Source organism: Pedobacter sp. GSP4, assembly GCF_051857575.1.
Taxonomy (GTDB): Bacteria; Bacteroidota; Bacteroidia; order Sphingobacteriales; family Sphingobacteriaceae; genus Pedobacter.
Window position 1 is genome coordinate 1 of sequence record NZ_JBPZIR010000003.1, and the last position, 16,107, is coordinate 16,107.

Below are 16,107 nucleotides of genomic sequence, written 5' to 3' on the forward strand. Positions count from 1 at the left end.
TCTTCTTTTGTGTTGTCTGTCAGACACCACCTTTAAAATAAAGCCGTTAACCATGTACTTCGGTCAGTACTCCATTAAACCCGCTTTCGCTACATTGACATCTCTTTTAAGAACTTGTTCGGCATCACCTCGCGGCTGCCTTCTATATATCTCCAGGTTTCGGTTTCGGCAGGTCTTATTAGTCCAGCCTTCAGTTTTCCCTGTTTCAATCTTTTTTGGTTTGCTTTCTGCGGCATCCGCCGCTCAGCTTTTTCGCCCTTCCTTTCGGTTGGGAGTGCAAAGGTAAGGATCTTTTTTAAACTTCCAAATAAAATAATTTTTATTTTTTTGTTTCCTTTTTTTCTCTTTACCCTTATTTCAATATGCCGATTCTATTCAGCGTTTCATCCTTCCGGACGGGGCTGCAAAGGTAGCAATCTTTTTCTCTCCCGCAAACATTATTTTAAAATAAATGCCGCTCCCTTATCAACAGACCACCTTTTCAACTCAACCGTTTCCTCCGAAGCGGGATGCAAAGGTAGAAAAATTATCTGCCCATGCAAAGGATATTTCCTTTTGGAAAGGCGATTTCCCGTAAACACATGGTTTTCAGCTGGAAAAAGTTTAGGCCCGGACAAAACTTTTTGCCGTAATGGGTGTTTAGGGGCTCTTTTAAACCTATCAGGTTTAGTTCGTATTGATATTGTTTTTCTTTTAATGGCCCCATTGAGGGCTACGCCGTTTAAAAACCTGATAGGTTTGCCCAGCAGGAGCATACCTTAATAGTAGCACCGAAACTGCTTTTCTGAAAAAGAAAACAACATTATACAGTATATAGATAGTTATCCTTACATATATTTTATAAATTAGTTTAATGTTAATGGTTAAACAATGGACTTCGGATTTAATTGGCCTGCTATTCCCCAATTTATGCAACGCCTGTGGAACGGCCTTATTCCATAAAGAAAAGCTGATCTGCATCAAGTGCTTACACGATCTTCCATTTACAGATTACCACCTACATGCAGAAAATAGGGTAGCCAAACAATTATGGGGCCGCCTGCCGCTTCATGCAGCTATGGCCATGTTATATTTCAGAAAAGGAGCAAAAGTTCAAAACTTAATCCACAATCTTAAGTATAACGGCAAAACAGATGTTGGCCTGTTATTGGGGAATATGCTTGGCGAGCGGTTAAAAACAAGTCCCAACTATTCCGGCGTTAACCTGGTTATCCCAGTTCCACTGCACCATAAAAAACTTAAGCAAAGGGGTTATAACCAAAGTATGCCCATAGCGCAGGGAATAGCTGAGCAAATGGGGACGGAATGCCTGGAGCATGCCTTAATCCGTAGCGCTGCTACTGAAAGCCAAACTAAAAAAAGCCGGTATAAGCGTTACGAAAATATGCAAGCGGTTTTTACAGTAGCTTTACCAAGGCAGTTTATAGGCAAACACATTTTATTGGTTGATGATGTTATTACCACAGGTGCTACACTAGAAGCATGCGCCAACGAACTCTTAAATGCCGGAGCAGCAAAAGTAAGCATTGCAGCCCTTGCCTTTGCTGAGTAATGTAGCCATTAATGTTTTGGACAGCTATTGGAAGTACTCAAACATTTTTCTAAGTTTGATTTATGCGTTCAGCTATAAGCTTCTTCCTATTAATCGTATTATTTGCTTCAGCTTGCAGGAAAGGCGAACGCATAACCACCGATCCAAATGCCAAACTGAGTATTTATGATGAGCACCTGCTATTCGATACCATCTTTACTGCTGTAGGTTCGGTAACCAAAAGGGTAAAAATTGGCAATAAAAACAGTAGGGCGGTAAAATTATCCGAAATCAGGTTATCAGGAGGGAGCAATTCTGCATTTAGCATAAACATTAATGGAGAAAATACGCTTCAAAAAAACGACCTGATTTTAAATGGCCACGATTCCCTAAATATATTTGTTAAGGTTACCATTAACCCGAACACCGAAAATTTGGCATTTCTCGTCCAAGATTCCATAATACTAAACACCAATGGCAACAGGCAGGTTATCCACCTAATGGCATATGGGCAAAATGCAACATTCATCAATCAACCGGTAATCAGCAGCAATACCATTTGGAATAACGCTTTGCCTTACATTGTTAATGGCTCTTTAACCGTAAAGAATGGGGCTTCCTTAACTATCCAGCCCGGTACAAAAGTATATTTCCATAAAGATGCCAACCTAAATATAGAAGGGCAACTGATTGTTAACGGAACATACAATGCGCCTGTGCTGTTCTGCAGCGATAGGCTGGAAACCATTTACAGCAACGAACCCGGTCAATGGAAAGGTATTTTTCTGAAAAGAAACGGAAACGGCATAATACGGAGTGCGGTAATTAAAAATGCATCGGTTGGCATTACTTCCGATTCGCTTTCGGCAAACGCCGGCCCAAAACTGATCTTGAACGGAACTACAATCAAAAACATGCAGGTGGCTGCTTACATTGGCTACCACTCGGAGTTGCTGGCTTTTAATAACCTGATGTACAATTGCGGCAATTATTTGATTTATGCGGTAGGCGGTGGAAATTATAACCTAAAACAAAATACATTTGCCGGATACAACCTCAACTTTCCACGTAAAACAGCATCGCTGAGCTTTTCCGATTACCTTTCGGCCAGTGCATACAACAAACTTAAGATCGATTTAACCAACAACCTAATTTGGGGCAGTTTAACCAACGAATTAGATATACAAAAAAAGACTTCGCTGGCTGTAGAGCTCAATTTATGGAATAACCTGATCAGGACAACTAATAGCGGTTACGGGGTAAATAACAATATCTTAAATGCCGATCCGCTCTTTATCAATAAGGCCGAAGAGAAATTTGAGCTTTCGGCGGGTAGCCCTGCCATAAAGAAAGGTTACGATTTAACATCCGACCCTTATTTTTCAAATTACCTGAATAAAGATGCCAAGGGCAATGCAAGAATTTCTCCCTCTAACCTAGGAAGTTACGAGAAATAATTATTTTTTTTTATTTTCTAAAAACAAAACAGCCCTAAACTTCGTTTATATATTCGAGAGCGTTAATTTAGATGGTAAGGGTCGATACTTCTACAAAGAATATCGGCCCTTTACTTTTACCAGGATTTTAAGATTGCAGGATTTTCGTTCGATTCGTTCTGGTTAGTTTTAACTATTCCTTTATTCCCAATAGCATTTATTTTTGAAAGTGAACATTGGTGCCCATGGCGGCCTTCAGCTCCGTTTTTCCCACCCGTAATCGTCATGCTGACCTGTAGCGAAGCGGAAAGCTACGCAGTAAATTTATTTCAGCATCTTTCTTGCAAAATAGACCCTGAAATGAATTCAGGGTGACGGCTGGAGTTAAAACATGGGGAAAGAAAACAGCATTTGTACATCCGATAGCTATCTGATCAGACTTATCAACAAAGCCGGTAATTAAAACCAATTGCATAAAAAAAGCAGCTACAAATTAATGCAACTGCTTTATCTATTTGTTTTGTTGTAAAATTATTATTCTACCGTTACCGATTTGGCCAGGTTTCTAGGCTGATCTACATTACAGCCCCGCATCACCGCGATGTGATAAGACAATAACTGCAAAGGAATAGTGGCCAAAAGTGGCAGGAAAGCTTCGTTGGCATCAGGAATTTCAATACAGTAATCTGCCATTTTCTTCACTTCCGTATCGCCCTCGGTTACAATGGCAATTACTTTTCCTTTTCTGGCCTTTACTTCCTGTATATTGCTGATTACTTTTTCATACGATGAATTTTGTGTGGCAATAAAAACAACCGGCATCTCTTCGTCAATTAAGGCAATAGGTCCGTGTTTCATCTCTGCAGCAGGGTAGCCTTCTGCATGGATGTAAGAAATTTCTTTTAGTTTTAAGGCGCCTTCTAAAGCCACCGGGAAGCCACTGCCCCTTCCCAAGAACAGGCAATTGGTAGAATCCTTGATTTTTTCGGCAACTTCTTTAATCAGCTCATTAGAAGCTAAAGCAAGCTGTATTTTTTCGGGGATATTATCAAGTTCAGTTAAAAGCTCAATCAGTTTCGAAGTGGTAATTGTTCCCTTTTGTTGCGCCATGTAAAATGCCATCAAAGTTAAAACGGTTACCTGTGCGGTAAAGGCTTTTGTAGAGGCCACACCAATTTCTGGTCCTGCATGGGTATAAACACCAGCATGGGTTAAACGCGGAATCGAAGCACCGGCCACATTACAGATACCAAAAATAGTTGCGCCCCGTTCTTTGGCCATCTCGATAGCGGCCATGGTATCGGCAGTTTCTCCAGATTGCGAAATGGCAATTACCACGTCTTTTTCCGTAATAATCGGATTTCTATACCTAAATTCTGAAGCATATTCTACTTCAACAGGGATGCGTGCATATTCTTCTATCAGGTATTCGCCAACTAAACCTGCATGCCACGATGTTCCGCAGGCTACAATGATAATCCGATCTATATTTTTTAATTTCTCTGCAAATTCTTTAATTCCACCAAGCTGCACTTTACCTTCTTCGGGATAGATACGGCCACGCATACAATCTTTGATAGAACGGGGCTGTTCGTAAATTTCCTTTAGCATAAAATGATCGAAACCACCTTTCTCCAGCATCTCTAACTTTAATTGCAGCTCCTGGATCAATGGGGTTTGCACTACATTATCCAATCGCTTAACCAAAAGGTCATCTCTGGTGATCAGTGCAATTTCATTATCGTTTAGGTAGATTACATTTTTGGTATATTCAATAATCGGTGTAGCATCAGAGGCAATAAAATATTCGCCCTTACCAACACCAATTACCATCGGACTTCCTTTTCTGGCTGCAATTAAACGATCAGGGTGATCACTGTCCATAATGACAATAGCATAAGCACCGATCACTTCCATTAAAGCCAAACGAACAGCTTCCAAAAGATCAATATTTTCAATTTTTTGGATTTCTTCGATCAGGTGGATTAACACCTCTGTATCAGTATCACTTTTAAATTCGTGCCCGCGGTTAATTAATTCTTCTTTTAGCGTTGCATAATTTTCGATGATCCCATTGTGGATAATAGAAAGTTTGCCATTATTAGAAGTATGTGGGTGTGAGTTACGGTCGGAAGGTACACCATGGGTTGCCCAACGGGTATGCCCCATACCAATAGTTCCGGTTTTATCCTGATCTTCGGCAAACGCTTCCAAAACAGCAACTTTACCGGCTTTTTTATAGATATGTTCTCCGCTTTCGTTCATCAATGCAATTCCTGCACTGTCGTAACCGCGATATTCCAGTCTTTTAAGTCCCTTAAGTACAATCGGCCAGGCTTCTCTATAACCTATATAGCCTACTATTCCACACATATTTTATATCCTAATTAATTTGGGATAAATATAGAAAACAAACGTTTGTTTTAAAGAATTAAAGCCGAAAACTTGGTTTCGAAAAAAAAGCAGCTACAAATTAATGCAGCTGCTTTTGATGCCGGTCCTAAACTTTAGGATTTATATTATTTATAAAGTGGAAATGCGCTTACCAGTTTAATTACTTCGGCTTTTACCGCATTGAGGTTAGCTTCATCATCAGGGTTGGTTAACACCTGATCAATCAGTTCCACAATTTTCTCCATTTCAGCTTCTTTTAAACCACGTGTGGTAATGGCAGCCGTACCTACACGGATACCAGAGGTTACAAACGGCGATTTATCATCAAAAGGAACCATATTTTTATTCACGGTGATTTCTGCTTTTTCCAAAGCATTTTCAGCTACCTTACCTGTGATGTTTTTATTGCGAAGATCGATCAACATCAAGTGGTTATCGGTACCGCCCGAAATAATACCATAACCTTTAGCCACAAATGCTTTTGCCATAGCCTGTGCATTGGCAGCAACTTGTTTAATGTAAGTTCCGTACTCATCGCTTAAAGCTTCGCCGAAAGCAATGGCCTTAGCCGCAATAATATGTTCTAACGGACCACCCTGTGTACCTGGGAAAACCGCCATATCCAACAAATTGCTCATCAAACGGATTTCGCCTTTAGGTGTTTTTAATCCCCATGGGTTTTCAAAATCCTGTCCCATCATAATCATACCGCCACGTGGTCCACGTAAAGTTTTGTGGGTAGTAGTGGTTACAATATGGCAGTGCGGAAGTGGGTTGGCCAATAAACCTTTGGCAATTAAACCTGCTGGGTGCGAAATATCGGCCAATACCAAAGCACCGATTTTATCTGCTACCGAGCGGATAAAAGCATAATCCCACTCACGTGAGTAAGCAGATGCGCCGCAGATAATCAATTTTGGCTTTTCGGCCAAAGCAACTTCTTCTAATTTTTTATAGTCAATAAGTCCGGTTTCTTTTTCAACACCATAAAATAACGGTTGATACAGTTTACCCGAAAAGTTTACCGGAGAACCGTGCGTTAAGTGACCTCCGTGCGAAAGATCGAAACCCAATATTTTATCGCCCGGCTGCAAAATGGCCAGCATTACTGCTGCATTGGCCTGTGCGCCCGAGTGAGGTTGAACGTTAACCCATGCTGCACCAAATAATTCTTTTGCCCTATCAATAGCAATCTGCTCTACCACATCTACTACCTGGCAACCGCCATAGTAACGTTTTCCCGGTAAGCCTTCAGCATATTTATTGGTCAATACCGATCCGGCAGCTTCCATTACCTGCTTGCTTACAAAGTTTTCTGATGCAATAAGCTCTAAACCATGCTCTTGGCGGTTTAACTCCTTATCAATAAGTTCAAAAATTTGGTTGTCGCGTGTCATCATTATATGAGGTTTGTATTTTTTTGGCAAAAGTAAGAAATTCAAATTTAATTTAGGCCGTATTAGGATAATGCTTTCACATTAAAGTTGTTAAAGCCGCTTCCAATGGTTATCTCTACGATTTGTTGCTGCAGCATTTCCAGAATGGCCAAAAAATTATATACAAAATGAACTTTGTTCTCAGAGTTTTTAAGCACGAGGGCAAAATCAATCTGTTTGTTAATATCCAACAGGTTGGCAATAAAGTGTTTTTGCTGTTCAATAGTATAAGGATACTGTACCACGGTATGCTTAACCTCCTCGCTCCGCAGTTCGTATTTCTGCATGGTGCGGTGGTAAACCGTTAAAAGTTTATAAAGATCTAATGATAGAAGTTCATCCTGATGGGTGGAAGATGCAGCTGCAAGCGTCAAATCTTGGGCAATGTTTCCCCTTTGCTCTTGTTTCATCCGCGCTTCTTCCAATACCTTCATTTCTTCGGCAGCCGATTTGAACTGCTTATAGGCAATTAGCCGGGCAATTAAATCCTGTTCGGCGTTGATTTCGTTTCCTGCCTCATCGATCTCGATACGCGGCAAAAGCATTTTGGATTTAATGCGCATCAATGTTGCCGCCACTAAAATAAACTCGCTGGCCACTTCAACATTTAAGGCAAGGAGCTGGTGGATGTAAGACAAAAAATCGTTGGTAATTTTAGCAATCTCCACATCCTGGATATTAAGCTCATCGCGCTCGATAAAGAACAGCAACAAATCGAAGGGGCCTTCGAAAACCGGAAGTTTTATTTCAAAATTCTCTGCCTGCATGTGAAGGCACAAACATAACGAAAATTTCAGCGCTTAACAATCTGGCCTTTAGCTCAAATGAAAAGGTATCTTTAACGCATTCCGCAAAACGCTTACCGCTAACCCACTAATCACTAACCGCTTAACCATCAATAATAAACAATAACTTTTCTCTTCTATATTAAAACAAAAATACCTTACTTTGTATCTTGTTTTTTACCATAAATTTCGAATGCAAGTAAAAGCTGGCCCTCTGCTATCTAAAATCAACTATCCCGCTGATTTGAAGCAATATAGCGAAACTGACTTAGAACAAATAAGCCAGGAATTACGACAATATATTATTGATGTAGTAAGTGTAAACGGTGGCCATTTCGGGGCCAGTTTAGGCGTGGTCGAATTGACTGTAGCCTTGCATTACGCACTGAACACACCTTACGACAAACTGGTATGGGATGTAGGCCACCAGGCCTATGGCCATAAAATACTCACTGGCCGTAGAGATTTATTCCACACCAACCGTGTTTATGGCGGCATTAGTGGTTTCCCAAAAATTTCTGAAAGCGAATACGATACCTTTGGCGTAGGCCATTCATCTACCTCCATTTCGGCAGCATTGGGCATGGCAGTGGCTTCGCAGTTAAAAGGCGAAACCGACCGGCAGCATGTGGCTGTTATTGGCGATGGAGCGATGACAGCGGGTTTAGCCTTCGAAGGATTAAACCATGCAGGGATCGAAAACAGCAATGTACTGGTTATCCTCAATGATAACTGTATGTCTATCGATCCGAATGTGGGTGCGCTGAAAGAATACCTCACCAGCATTACCATTTCAAAATCGTACAACCGTTTCCGTGATGACATTTCGCACGTATTAACCGGGCTTTCCAAGCTGGGGCCAAATGCACACAAGTACGTGAAGAAAATAGAGAAAAGCATTAAAGGAACCTTATTGAAACAGAGCAATCTGTTTGAAGCTTTAAACTTTAGGTATTTTGGTCCGGTTGATGGCCATGATGTAAAGCGTTTAGCCCAAACCATAAAAGATTTATCGGCCATTCCTGGTCCTAAGCTTTTACATTGCGTAACCGTAAAAGGAAAAGGTTTCGCCTTGGCCGAAAAAGACCAGACCAAATGGCATGCACCAGGTCTTTTTGATAAGATCACGGGTGAGATTAAAAAAAGTGTACCCGATAAACCACAGCCACCAAAATACCAGGATGTTTTCGGGCATACCATGGTAGAACTGGCCGAGGCCAACGATAAAATTGTGGGTATAACCCCAGCAATGCCTTCAGGATCATCATTGAATATCATGATGAAAGCCATGCCAAAACGGGCATTTGATGTGGGTATTGCAGAACAGCATGCGGTAACTTTCTCTGCAGGTTTAGCCGCGCAGGGCTTAGTTCCTTTCTGCAACATTTATTCAAGTTTTATGCAAAGGGCATACGATCAGGTCATACACGATGTAGCCATCCAAAAATTAAACGTAGTGTTTTGTTTGGATAGGGCAGGCCTGGCCGGAGCCGATGGCGCAACCCACCATGGGGCATATGATATTGCTTACATGCGCTGTATCCCAAATTTAGTGGTTTCTTCGCCTATGAATGAAGAAGAACTGCGAAACCTCATGTTTACCGCACAGCAAGAAAATATGGGCCCATTTGTAATCCGTTACCCACGTGGCAACGGGGTAATGCCCGATTGGAAAAGACCTTTCAAGGCACTCGAAATCGGCAAAGGTCGAAAAATCTGTGATGGTGAAGATGTAGCCTTGTTAACCATTGGCCACGTAGGTAACTTTGCAGTAGAAGCCCGTGCCGAACTGAACAGTGAAGGTTTTTATCCCGCACATTACGATCTACGTTTTGTTAAACCGCTGGATGAACAGCTATTGCACGAGGTATTTGCTAAATATAAAAATATAGTCACGGTAGAAGATGGCTCACTGCCAGGCGGAGTAGGTTCGGCTGTGTTAGAGTTTATGGCTGATAATGGTTACAATGCCAATGTAATCCGTTTAGGAATACCAGATCAATTTATAGAACATGGCGAACAGGCCGAACTTTGGGCAGAATGTGGGTACGATAAAAATGCCATTATCGAAACGGTTAAGAAATTCGCCGTAAAAAGAACTACTGATAGTATGGCAGGGTAGAGATCCTGTCTTATTAAAGAAAGATTGTCATTCTGAGCAAAGCGAAGAATCTAATCAATCAGCGTATAGATCCTTCCTACCGTCAAGATGACAAATAAAAAAGCCTCAGTTAAATAAAATAACTGAGGCTTTATCGTAAATAATAAGTTTTCGTTAAAAATCAGAATACAAATTCCTGAACGAACTACGCAAACCGAAAGTAATTATACCTGTATTGTTCTTACCAAGGCTATTGCTTTCGCGCCTCAATATACCACCTAGTTCTAAACGTAAATTATATTTTGGATTAATTACATAAGCTACCCTTCCTTCAGCATAAAAAAGATCGGTACGGATGCCTTGGGTGGTATAATTTCCATTTGCCTTCACGGCATCAGTATAAGGTTCGAAAATATTTTTACCATAGTTTTGGCCCGCAACATCTAAACCATACTTAGCATACATTAACTCTCCGCTAAAATCAAAACGTTTGTAAGAGTAATTTAATAAGCCGATTAATTCCCTAAAGTTAGCACCAAGAGGATGGGCCAATGGCTCGCCATATTGGGCATAATTAATAATTGGTTTACGTGAGGAGAAAGTATAAGGTTTTGCCGTATTGTACTCCAATAAATAGTTCAATCCCGGCACATGGAATACATCCGCACCCCTAACACCTAGCTGCCAGGCATATTTATTTCTCGAGCTTCCTTCGGAAGAGAAAAATTCTTTTGCCTGGAATTCATCTAAAGAAAATTGGCCATAAGCAACTAGTTCTTTTGCAAACTCATACTTTCCTGTAAATCCGAGTAGGGCATTATCAGGAGATCCACTCGAAGCTTCTATTGGCCTTAAGAAAATAATTGGATTGGCATAACCCCAATCAAAGCCTCTTCTATTTCCGGCATCATCAGTTTGTGCCCATATAATAGAATCAAAGAAACCAATGGATAAACGGTTATTCACATTCCAGTCCAGATAGTGGAATATCCCACCCTTTTTCCGGTTGCCCGCTTCATAAGATAATCGGGGTGCGCTCGGATCTTGCATGGCAGCCCACATTACCATATATTGTACATTGCCCAAATTACCCGTTAATTTCAAAAATGGGTAGGGAGAGGCGTAATCAGATAGTAATAAAGAACGGTAACCATCGCCAACAAAATTTTTGTCGTACCCAGCGGTAACATTCAAATATTTTATAGGTGTGTAAGATAGTGTAGCAGTTACGTACGACCAATCTGCTGTTAAAGGATTAATAGCAGGATTATAGCCCTGACCATATTTACCGCCAATGCGGTTATAAGACTGACCGGGAACAACCCCGGTTTGGTCGATATAATTACGATAATAATCAGCAAAACGGCCTTGATTTTCATATCCACTGGTGTAAAAAGAAAATTTCTTCCCTATCGTTCCCCCAACCTGATAACCACGGGTATTTAAATAAGTATTCTTTTTTCCGGAAAAATCCCTTCCGATTTGAAAATCAGGTAAAAAGTCTGCATATACCGTAAAGTCTTCTTTTTGTATATCCAGTAAATGTTCATTAAACAGCTTTCTCAACACCCACGATTTCCTTGCCGAATCTACACCAACACTTAATAAAAGGTTACTCTTATCCCTTAGCAGGCTGTCGTCTATGAAAAAAGGTTTTAAAGAACTATGGATCCGTGTATTGGGATCATAAACTTCAGCGCCTAATTTCTGGTAAAACTGATAAGAATATGGCTGGTAAACAGCTTGAGCTTTTAACTCTTGAATCGATACAACTAAAAATAAGAGGAATAAGATTTTCTTCATGGGGCAAATTTAAATTCAAAAAGATAAAGAACGTAATTAAATATGGATTCACGCTTATCTATTTAATTTCAATAACAGAAAAAGCCCTTACAGGCTTTATATTCTTTGTTAATTAACTTCAACATAGGTATTCCAAAGATCTTTTGGATAAACTTTCTGTCTCGAAAGCTCTAGAAGCTCTTCCTTAACAATAGCTGCATCTTCTTTAAAGGTTACGCCAAACCATTTAGCATCAGTTCCAATCACGGTTATTTTACCCTCGCCATTTCGAATTAGTTGATCAGCAACTTCAGGAATAAGAAATTCGGCTTTAAGTTCTTCAGCATTAGCAGATAAGAAATCGTAATACTTTTCTTCCATCCAATCGATAAATCCTGGTGTAAAGCAAAAAAAGTTCATACTTACTTGGGCGTTATCATCCAATACCTTTCTTAGGCCATTCTCTAGGCTAATAATCTCACCATCCGTTAATATAATCTCTTTTCTTTCATTGATGGAGACAATATCATTTTCAGTATTCGTTTTAATTTCGCCACGTGTTACTGCACCAAATTCGCTAACCGTATTTTTGAGTTCATATCCTAAACAGGCGAACCGGTTATCGTTAATTTCTTGGGTTAAAAACAAATACGCTTTTTTAAAGGCATCAAAACCATAAAAGTCATCAGCATTAATTACAGCAAAGGGTTTGTTCACCTTGCCTTTACAACAAAGTAGGGCATGTGCAGTGCCGAAAGGTTTGGTTCTTTCTTTCGAAAATTCAATATTATTGCTAAAACGGTCCAAAGATTGAAAGGCATAATCAATTTCAATTTTCCCACTTAGTTTAGGTTCAATTTGCTCGGCAAAAGCATTGGCAAATTCTTCGCGGATAATAAAAATAACTTTGCCAAAGCCAACCTTGATAGCGTCGTAAATAGAATATTCCATAATTGTTTCACCACTTGGGCCAAACGATTCTGTTTGCTTATTTCCACCATAGCGGCTAGCCATTCCAGCTGCGAGTATAATTAAAATTGGTTTTGTTGTACTCATCGACTAAAATTAAAAAGCATTCTCTTCTCCCTTTACCATATTAATTACCGTCATAAAGATAATTTTCACATCAAGCATGGCACTCCAGTTTTCCAAATACCAGATATCATGTTCAACACGTTTTACCATTTTGTAGTCTTCTTTAGTTTCACCACGATAGCCATTTACCTGGGCCCAGCCCGTAATACCTGGTTTTAAAAAATGACGGACCATAAACTGATCTACAATCCCTTTATATTGTTCGGTATGGCTAAGCATGTGCGGCCTAGGGCCAACTACGCTCATGTGTCCCATAAATACATTAAAGAACTGTGGAAGCTCATCCAAGCTTGATTTTCTTAGGAATTTCCCTATAGGTGTAATCCGGTCATCGTTTTTACTGGCCTGTCTTTTATCACTATCCGCATTCATGCGCATACTTCTAAATTTAAAACACCAAAAAGGTTCATCATCTCTACCGCTTCTCAATTGCTTAAATAGAACAGGGCCTTTACTTTGTATTTTTATTAAAAGGGCAATAATCGGATATAACCAACTTAATACAAATAAAATGACTAATCCACTAAACACTACATCAATAGCACGTTTTTTAAAGCGGTTATGGATTTTTTCGAGAGGTTCTGATCGCAAAGAGATTACGGGAAACTCGTTTCCGAGATAACTCACAGTATAAGGTGATAATAGCGCTCCGCTAATATCCGGAATAAACTTTAACCTTACACATTGTCGCTCTGCCTCCTCAGTTAACAAACTCATATCGGCCATGCGTTCAGGTGCAATGGTAACATAAATATCCTTTATTCCCTTATCAACAGCCATTTTAAACTGGCGCCCAACCATATCTGAAATCTGACCATCTCGGTCCAAATAGTCATCAGGAACATCATTAATAAAACCATGAAATTCAATGTAGCGTTGTTTCTCAAAATAGCTGGCCAACTGTATACCAGTGGCATTATTACCCATAATGGCTACTGATTTAACCCCCCGCAGATGATTGAACAATAAAAATTGAAAAGACGTACCGATAAAGCGGTTAACCAAAAACAAAATGGCCAACATGCCATAAAAAATTACCAAGAATGATCTCGAGAAATCATTCTGTTTCGAAAAGAAAAGATAGATCGAAAATAAAACAGCATGTAGCACAACACTTTTCCAGGTGCCTCTATAAATCCGTTCTATTCTTCTTGAACCATATTCACTATACAGGCCAAAGCTGGTGGTACTTACAATCCAGATCAGATTGCAAACTACGACATAGTGCCATTGCAATTCGGAACTTACTGCTTTCCCCATATAAGCGGTAAATTCGTAGGCAAAAAAGTACACAATATTGACCATGATTAGGTCAGTTATGGGTAATATGTATTTAAGTATAAATAAGTAACGTGTTTGCATAGGCTTAAAGGAAAAACTTAAACATTTATTTACTGTTTTTGTTTTAAATGAATTATAGTGAACAAAATTAATGCCCAAATTCTAAATTCAAAGTTAAAAAATGATTACCAAAATAAAAATCGGTAATAATTGCGCAATATATGCTTAAAACAAACTTGTAAGAAATCGAGTATCTATAAATCGTGAAATAGTAGACAAATGGTTGAATTGGGTAGATACAAAAAAAGTTTACAATAACTGTAAACTTTTTTGTATCCAAAACAGCTCATTTTAATTAGTATAATCCCTTACTTTCACAATCACCATACCAATCTTCCAAGGCTTCTTTTAAACTGAATTTGAGCTTATATGGGGATAGATTAAGTTTTTCTCCCGAGATATTGGTAGAAATCATCAATTTCTTTACTCGATCAGGGTGAATACCACTGATTTTTTTACCTAAAGTTCTTGCGCCGAAATAAGCTCCGCCCGCTGCCGTTTTTAAGGCCCAGCCTGGAACTAGAATTTTGGGTGGCTTTACGCCAGTAGCTTCTGCCATCGTTTCACATATTTTTTGAATTGTAGGCGCAGGAAAATAAGTTAAATTATAAGTAACATGCCCTGGTTTTTCTTTTTGCCCTGCTTCATATAATATTCGCACTACGTCTTTTACATAAACTGAAGCCTTAATGGTATCTTTTCTGCCCGGATAAAAGAAAAATCCCTTTTTTAGCGAATCATATAACCTGGTAAAATTTCCACCTTCTTGTTTACCAAAAACTACACCAGGACGAACTATGATCAATTTACGGTTTTCAGGATCTTCGGCTTGCCAGAGTTTATGAATATACTCAGCCGTTAGCTTTGAAATACCGTAAGGCGTATTGGGCATGGGCAAAGTTTCTTCCGTTTTATAATCCTCAGAAGCACCATAGGGAGCTATCGAGCTTGTAAAAACGATGGTTTGAATATTATTCTTTCGTGCAAAATCACAAACATTTTGGGCCCCATAGATATTGGCTTCAAAATATTCATGATCAGGGTGGCCAGGGGTGGTATGCACAGCAGCAAGATTATATATAATACTATCATCAACATTGTTGATGTTGATACTGATAGGCTCCCTAATATCTAAAGTATTAAAATCATCGCTCACTTTTTTACGAATATCATAACTCAATACCTTATCTGGCAGAGATAAGGTCTCATTGATGTACCTTTTTAAGTGTGTCCCGATAAAACCAGAACCTCCAAATATTAAATGATTCATTTATTTCTTTTCTAATTTATCCCAATATCTTCTATGCATTGAAAAAGCTCTTCTTTGACCTGGTGATAGCTTTTTATGCAGCATTCCTAATTTATAACCCAAGAATTTTGCGCCAATTGACATAACCATTTTAGGTAAAACCAATGGATTATGTTTAAAGACATATTTTAATTCAGATTTCAAATATTTAATTCCCTCTCCACCTGCAGATCCAAACTCTTTTAATAACCAGTCGTTAGTCGAATGAAATACACCAATATCAAAATATCGTTTGAACTCCTCTTTTGTTGTGTAATCGTGAGAATGATAAACTTCTGCACTAGCTACATAAGCAATTTTCCATCCTTTAATTAACATTTGACCACCAACTATTACGTCTTCAGCGAAAATTGTATTGATGGGAAAGCCACCAACATCTTGCAAAGCCATGCTTCTATATGCTGCATATGAATTAGAGCAAGAAGCAGTTTTTATGCCCAACTCAGTTTTATCGCTTAATTGCTTAACCCTCGATTCATTTGTATAATTGAATAGCCTAGCATGAGTTTCCAATACCTTAGCTCCTGCATGTGGCAATTGTCTCCCGTACGCAATACCAACGGCTGGATCTTGGAAAGCTGCAATTAGTTCAGTAAAAGAATTTTCATCTTTTAAAATACAATCTTGGGTAAGGTAGATTAAGATATCACAGTCTTTGGCAGCATCCGCTAACAGTTGTCTAGCATACCCATGATCAAAATCTGCTTTTTTTATATTAAGAATATCAAAATCATAGGCTCTAGCATGCTCAGTCGTTTTATCATTCGATCCAGAATCAATAATGATTTTTTTGTTTATAATTACTTTTTGCACAGCTATAGTTTTTAATAATTCAACAAAACTATTGCCTGCATTTAAGGTTGGTATTAATATTGCTATTTTTAACATATTGTCTAT

Annotated in this window: 12 protein-coding genes; 3 read left to right on the top strand and 9 right to left on the bottom strand. The window is 39.2% G+C overall.

Going from position 1 to position 16,107, the window contains the following annotated elements:
* Positions 1 to 526: 526 nt before the first annotated feature.
* The gene (locus ACS5PU_RS07170) at positions 527 to 706 is read right to left on the bottom strand and encodes a hypothetical protein (protein ID WP_439458603.1); all 180 of its coding nucleotides are present in this window, start codon (positions 704 to 706) and stop codon (positions 527 to 529) included.
* Positions 707 to 853: 147 nt separating this feature from the next.
* Here ACS5PU_RS07170 and ACS5PU_RS07175 point away from each other — a divergent pair, with 147 nt between their 5' ends.
* On the top strand, positions 854 to 1,552 hold the full coding sequence (locus ACS5PU_RS07175; protein WP_439458604.1) for a ComF family protein: 699 nt from the start codon (positions 854 to 856) through the stop codon (positions 1,550 to 1,552).
* Between the two features lie 62 nt (positions 1,553 to 1,614).
* Positions 1,615 to 2,988 (top strand): hypothetical protein, encoded by a 1,374-nt coding sequence (locus ACS5PU_RS07180; protein ID WP_439458605.1) that lies wholly within the window; start codon positions 1,615 to 1,617, stop codon positions 2,986 to 2,988.
* A gap of 513 nt (positions 2,989 to 3,501) precedes the next feature.
* Here the strand turns inward: ACS5PU_RS07180 and glmS are convergent.
* The 3 genes from glmS to ACS5PU_RS07195 all read right to left on the bottom strand — a co-directional run bounded on the left by glmS (position 3,502) and on the right by ACS5PU_RS07195 (position 7,564).
* A complete protein-coding gene (gene glmS / locus ACS5PU_RS07185) occupies positions 3,502 to 5,340 on the bottom strand; it encodes a glutamine--fructose-6-phosphate transaminase (isomerizing) (protein WP_439458606.1) in 1,839 nt (612 codons plus the stop codon).
* 146 nt (positions 5,341 to 5,486) lie between these two features.
* Entirely contained in the window at positions 5,487 to 6,758 is a 1,272-nt protein-coding gene (gene glyA, locus ACS5PU_RS07190) for a serine hydroxymethyltransferase (RefSeq protein ID WP_439459300.1), read from the bottom strand.
* A 62-nt stretch (positions 6,759 to 6,820) separates the two neighbouring features.
* Positions 6,821 to 7,564 carry a segregation and condensation protein A gene (locus ACS5PU_RS07195; RefSeq protein WP_439458607.1) on the bottom strand — a complete coding sequence of 248 codons (744 nt, stop codon included), beginning with the start codon at positions 7,562 to 7,564 and terminating at the stop codon, positions 6,821 to 6,823.
* Between the two features lie 211 nt (positions 7,565 to 7,775).
* Here ACS5PU_RS07195 and dxs point away from each other — a divergent pair, with 211 nt between their 5' ends.
* Positions 7,776 to 9,704, top strand: coding sequence for a 1-deoxy-D-xylulose-5-phosphate synthase (gene dxs, locus ACS5PU_RS07200; RefSeq protein WP_439458608.1), 1,929 nt, complete (start codon positions 7,776 to 7,778; stop codon positions 9,702 to 9,704).
* Positions 9,705 to 9,857: 153 nt separating this feature from the next.
* On the opposite strand, the gene ACS5PU_RS07205 is transcribed toward dxs, so the two are convergent.
* The 5 genes from ACS5PU_RS07205 to ACS5PU_RS07225 all read right to left on the bottom strand — a co-directional run bounded on the left by ACS5PU_RS07205 (position 9,858) and on the right by ACS5PU_RS07225 (position 16,098).
* On the bottom strand, positions 9,858 to 11,486 hold the full coding sequence (locus tag ACS5PU_RS07205) for a gliding motility protein RemB (RefSeq protein ID WP_439458609.1): 1,629 nt from the start codon (positions 11,484 to 11,486) through the stop codon (positions 9,858 to 9,860).
* 108 nt (positions 11,487 to 11,594) lie between these two features.
* Positions 11,595 to 12,521, bottom strand: coding sequence for a nucleotidyltransferase family protein (locus tag ACS5PU_RS07210; RefSeq protein WP_439458610.1), 927 nt, complete (start codon positions 12,519 to 12,521; stop codon positions 11,595 to 11,597).
* A 9-nt stretch (positions 12,522 to 12,530) separates the two neighbouring features.
* Complete coding sequence (locus tag ACS5PU_RS07215; protein ID WP_439458611.1) at positions 12,531 to 13,865, bottom strand: undecaprenyl-phosphate glucose phosphotransferase; 1,335 nt, start codon at positions 13,863 to 13,865, stop codon at positions 12,531 to 12,533.
* 331 nt (positions 13,866 to 14,196) lie between these two features.
* Positions 14,197 to 15,171: an NAD-dependent epimerase/dehydratase family protein gene (locus ACS5PU_RS07220; RefSeq protein ID WP_439458612.1), complete on the bottom strand. Its 975-nt coding sequence runs from the start codon at positions 15,169 to 15,171 to the stop codon at positions 14,197 to 14,199.
* Positions 15,172 to 16,098, bottom strand: coding sequence for a glycosyltransferase family 2 protein (locus ACS5PU_RS07225; RefSeq protein ID WP_439458613.1), 927 nt, complete (start codon positions 16,096 to 16,098; stop codon positions 15,172 to 15,174). It abuts the gene before it with no gap.
* Positions 16,099 to 16,107 lie beyond the last annotated feature (9 nt).

What these genes read in the sequence shown, in the direction of transcription:
- ACS5PU_RS07225 (WP_439458613.1), bottom strand. Translation starts at nt 16,098, where the DNA reads ATGTTAAAAATAGCAATATTAATACCAACCTTAAATGCAGGCAATAGT.
- ACS5PU_RS07205 (WP_439458609.1), bottom strand. Translation starts at nt 11,486, where the DNA reads ATGAAGAAAATCTTATTCCTCTTATTTTTAGTTGTATCGATTCAAGAG.
- ACS5PU_RS07180 (WP_439458605.1), top strand. Translation starts at nt 1,615, where the DNA reads ATGCGTTCAGCTATAAGCTTCTTCCTATTAATCGTATTATTTGCTTCA.
- ACS5PU_RS07195 (WP_439458607.1), bottom strand. Translation starts at nt 7,564, where the DNA reads ATGCAGGCAGAGAATTTTGAAATAAAACTTCCGGTTTTCGAAGGCCCC.
- ACS5PU_RS07170 (WP_439458603.1), bottom strand. Translation starts at nt 706, where the DNA reads ATGGGGCCATTAAAAGAAAAACAATATCAATACGAACTAAACCTGATA.
- ACS5PU_RS07220 (WP_439458612.1), bottom strand. Translation starts at nt 15,171, where the DNA reads ATGAATCATTTAATATTTGGAGGTTCTGGTTTTATCGGGACACACTTA.
- ACS5PU_RS07210 (WP_439458610.1), bottom strand. Translation starts at nt 12,521, where the DNA reads ATGAGTACAACAAAACCAATTTTAATTATACTCGCAGCTGGAATGGCT.
- glyA (WP_439459300.1), bottom strand. Translation starts at nt 6,758, where the DNA reads ATGACACGCGACAACCAAATTTTTGAACTTATTGATAAGGAGTTAAAC.
- ACS5PU_RS07175 (WP_439458604.1), top strand. Translation starts at nt 854, where the DNA reads ATGTTAATGGTTAAACAATGGACTTCGGATTTAATTGGCCTGCTATTC.
- glmS (WP_439458606.1), bottom strand. Translation starts at nt 5,340, where the DNA reads ATGTGTGGAATAGTAGGCTATATAGGTTATAGAGAAGCCTGGCCGATT.
- dxs (WP_439458608.1), top strand. Translation starts at nt 7,776, where the DNA reads ATGCAAGTAAAAGCTGGCCCTCTGCTATCTAAAATCAACTATCCCGCT.
- ACS5PU_RS07215 (WP_439458611.1), bottom strand. Translation starts at nt 13,865, where the DNA reads ATGGTCAATATTGTGTACTTTTTTGCCTACGAATTTACCGCTTATATG.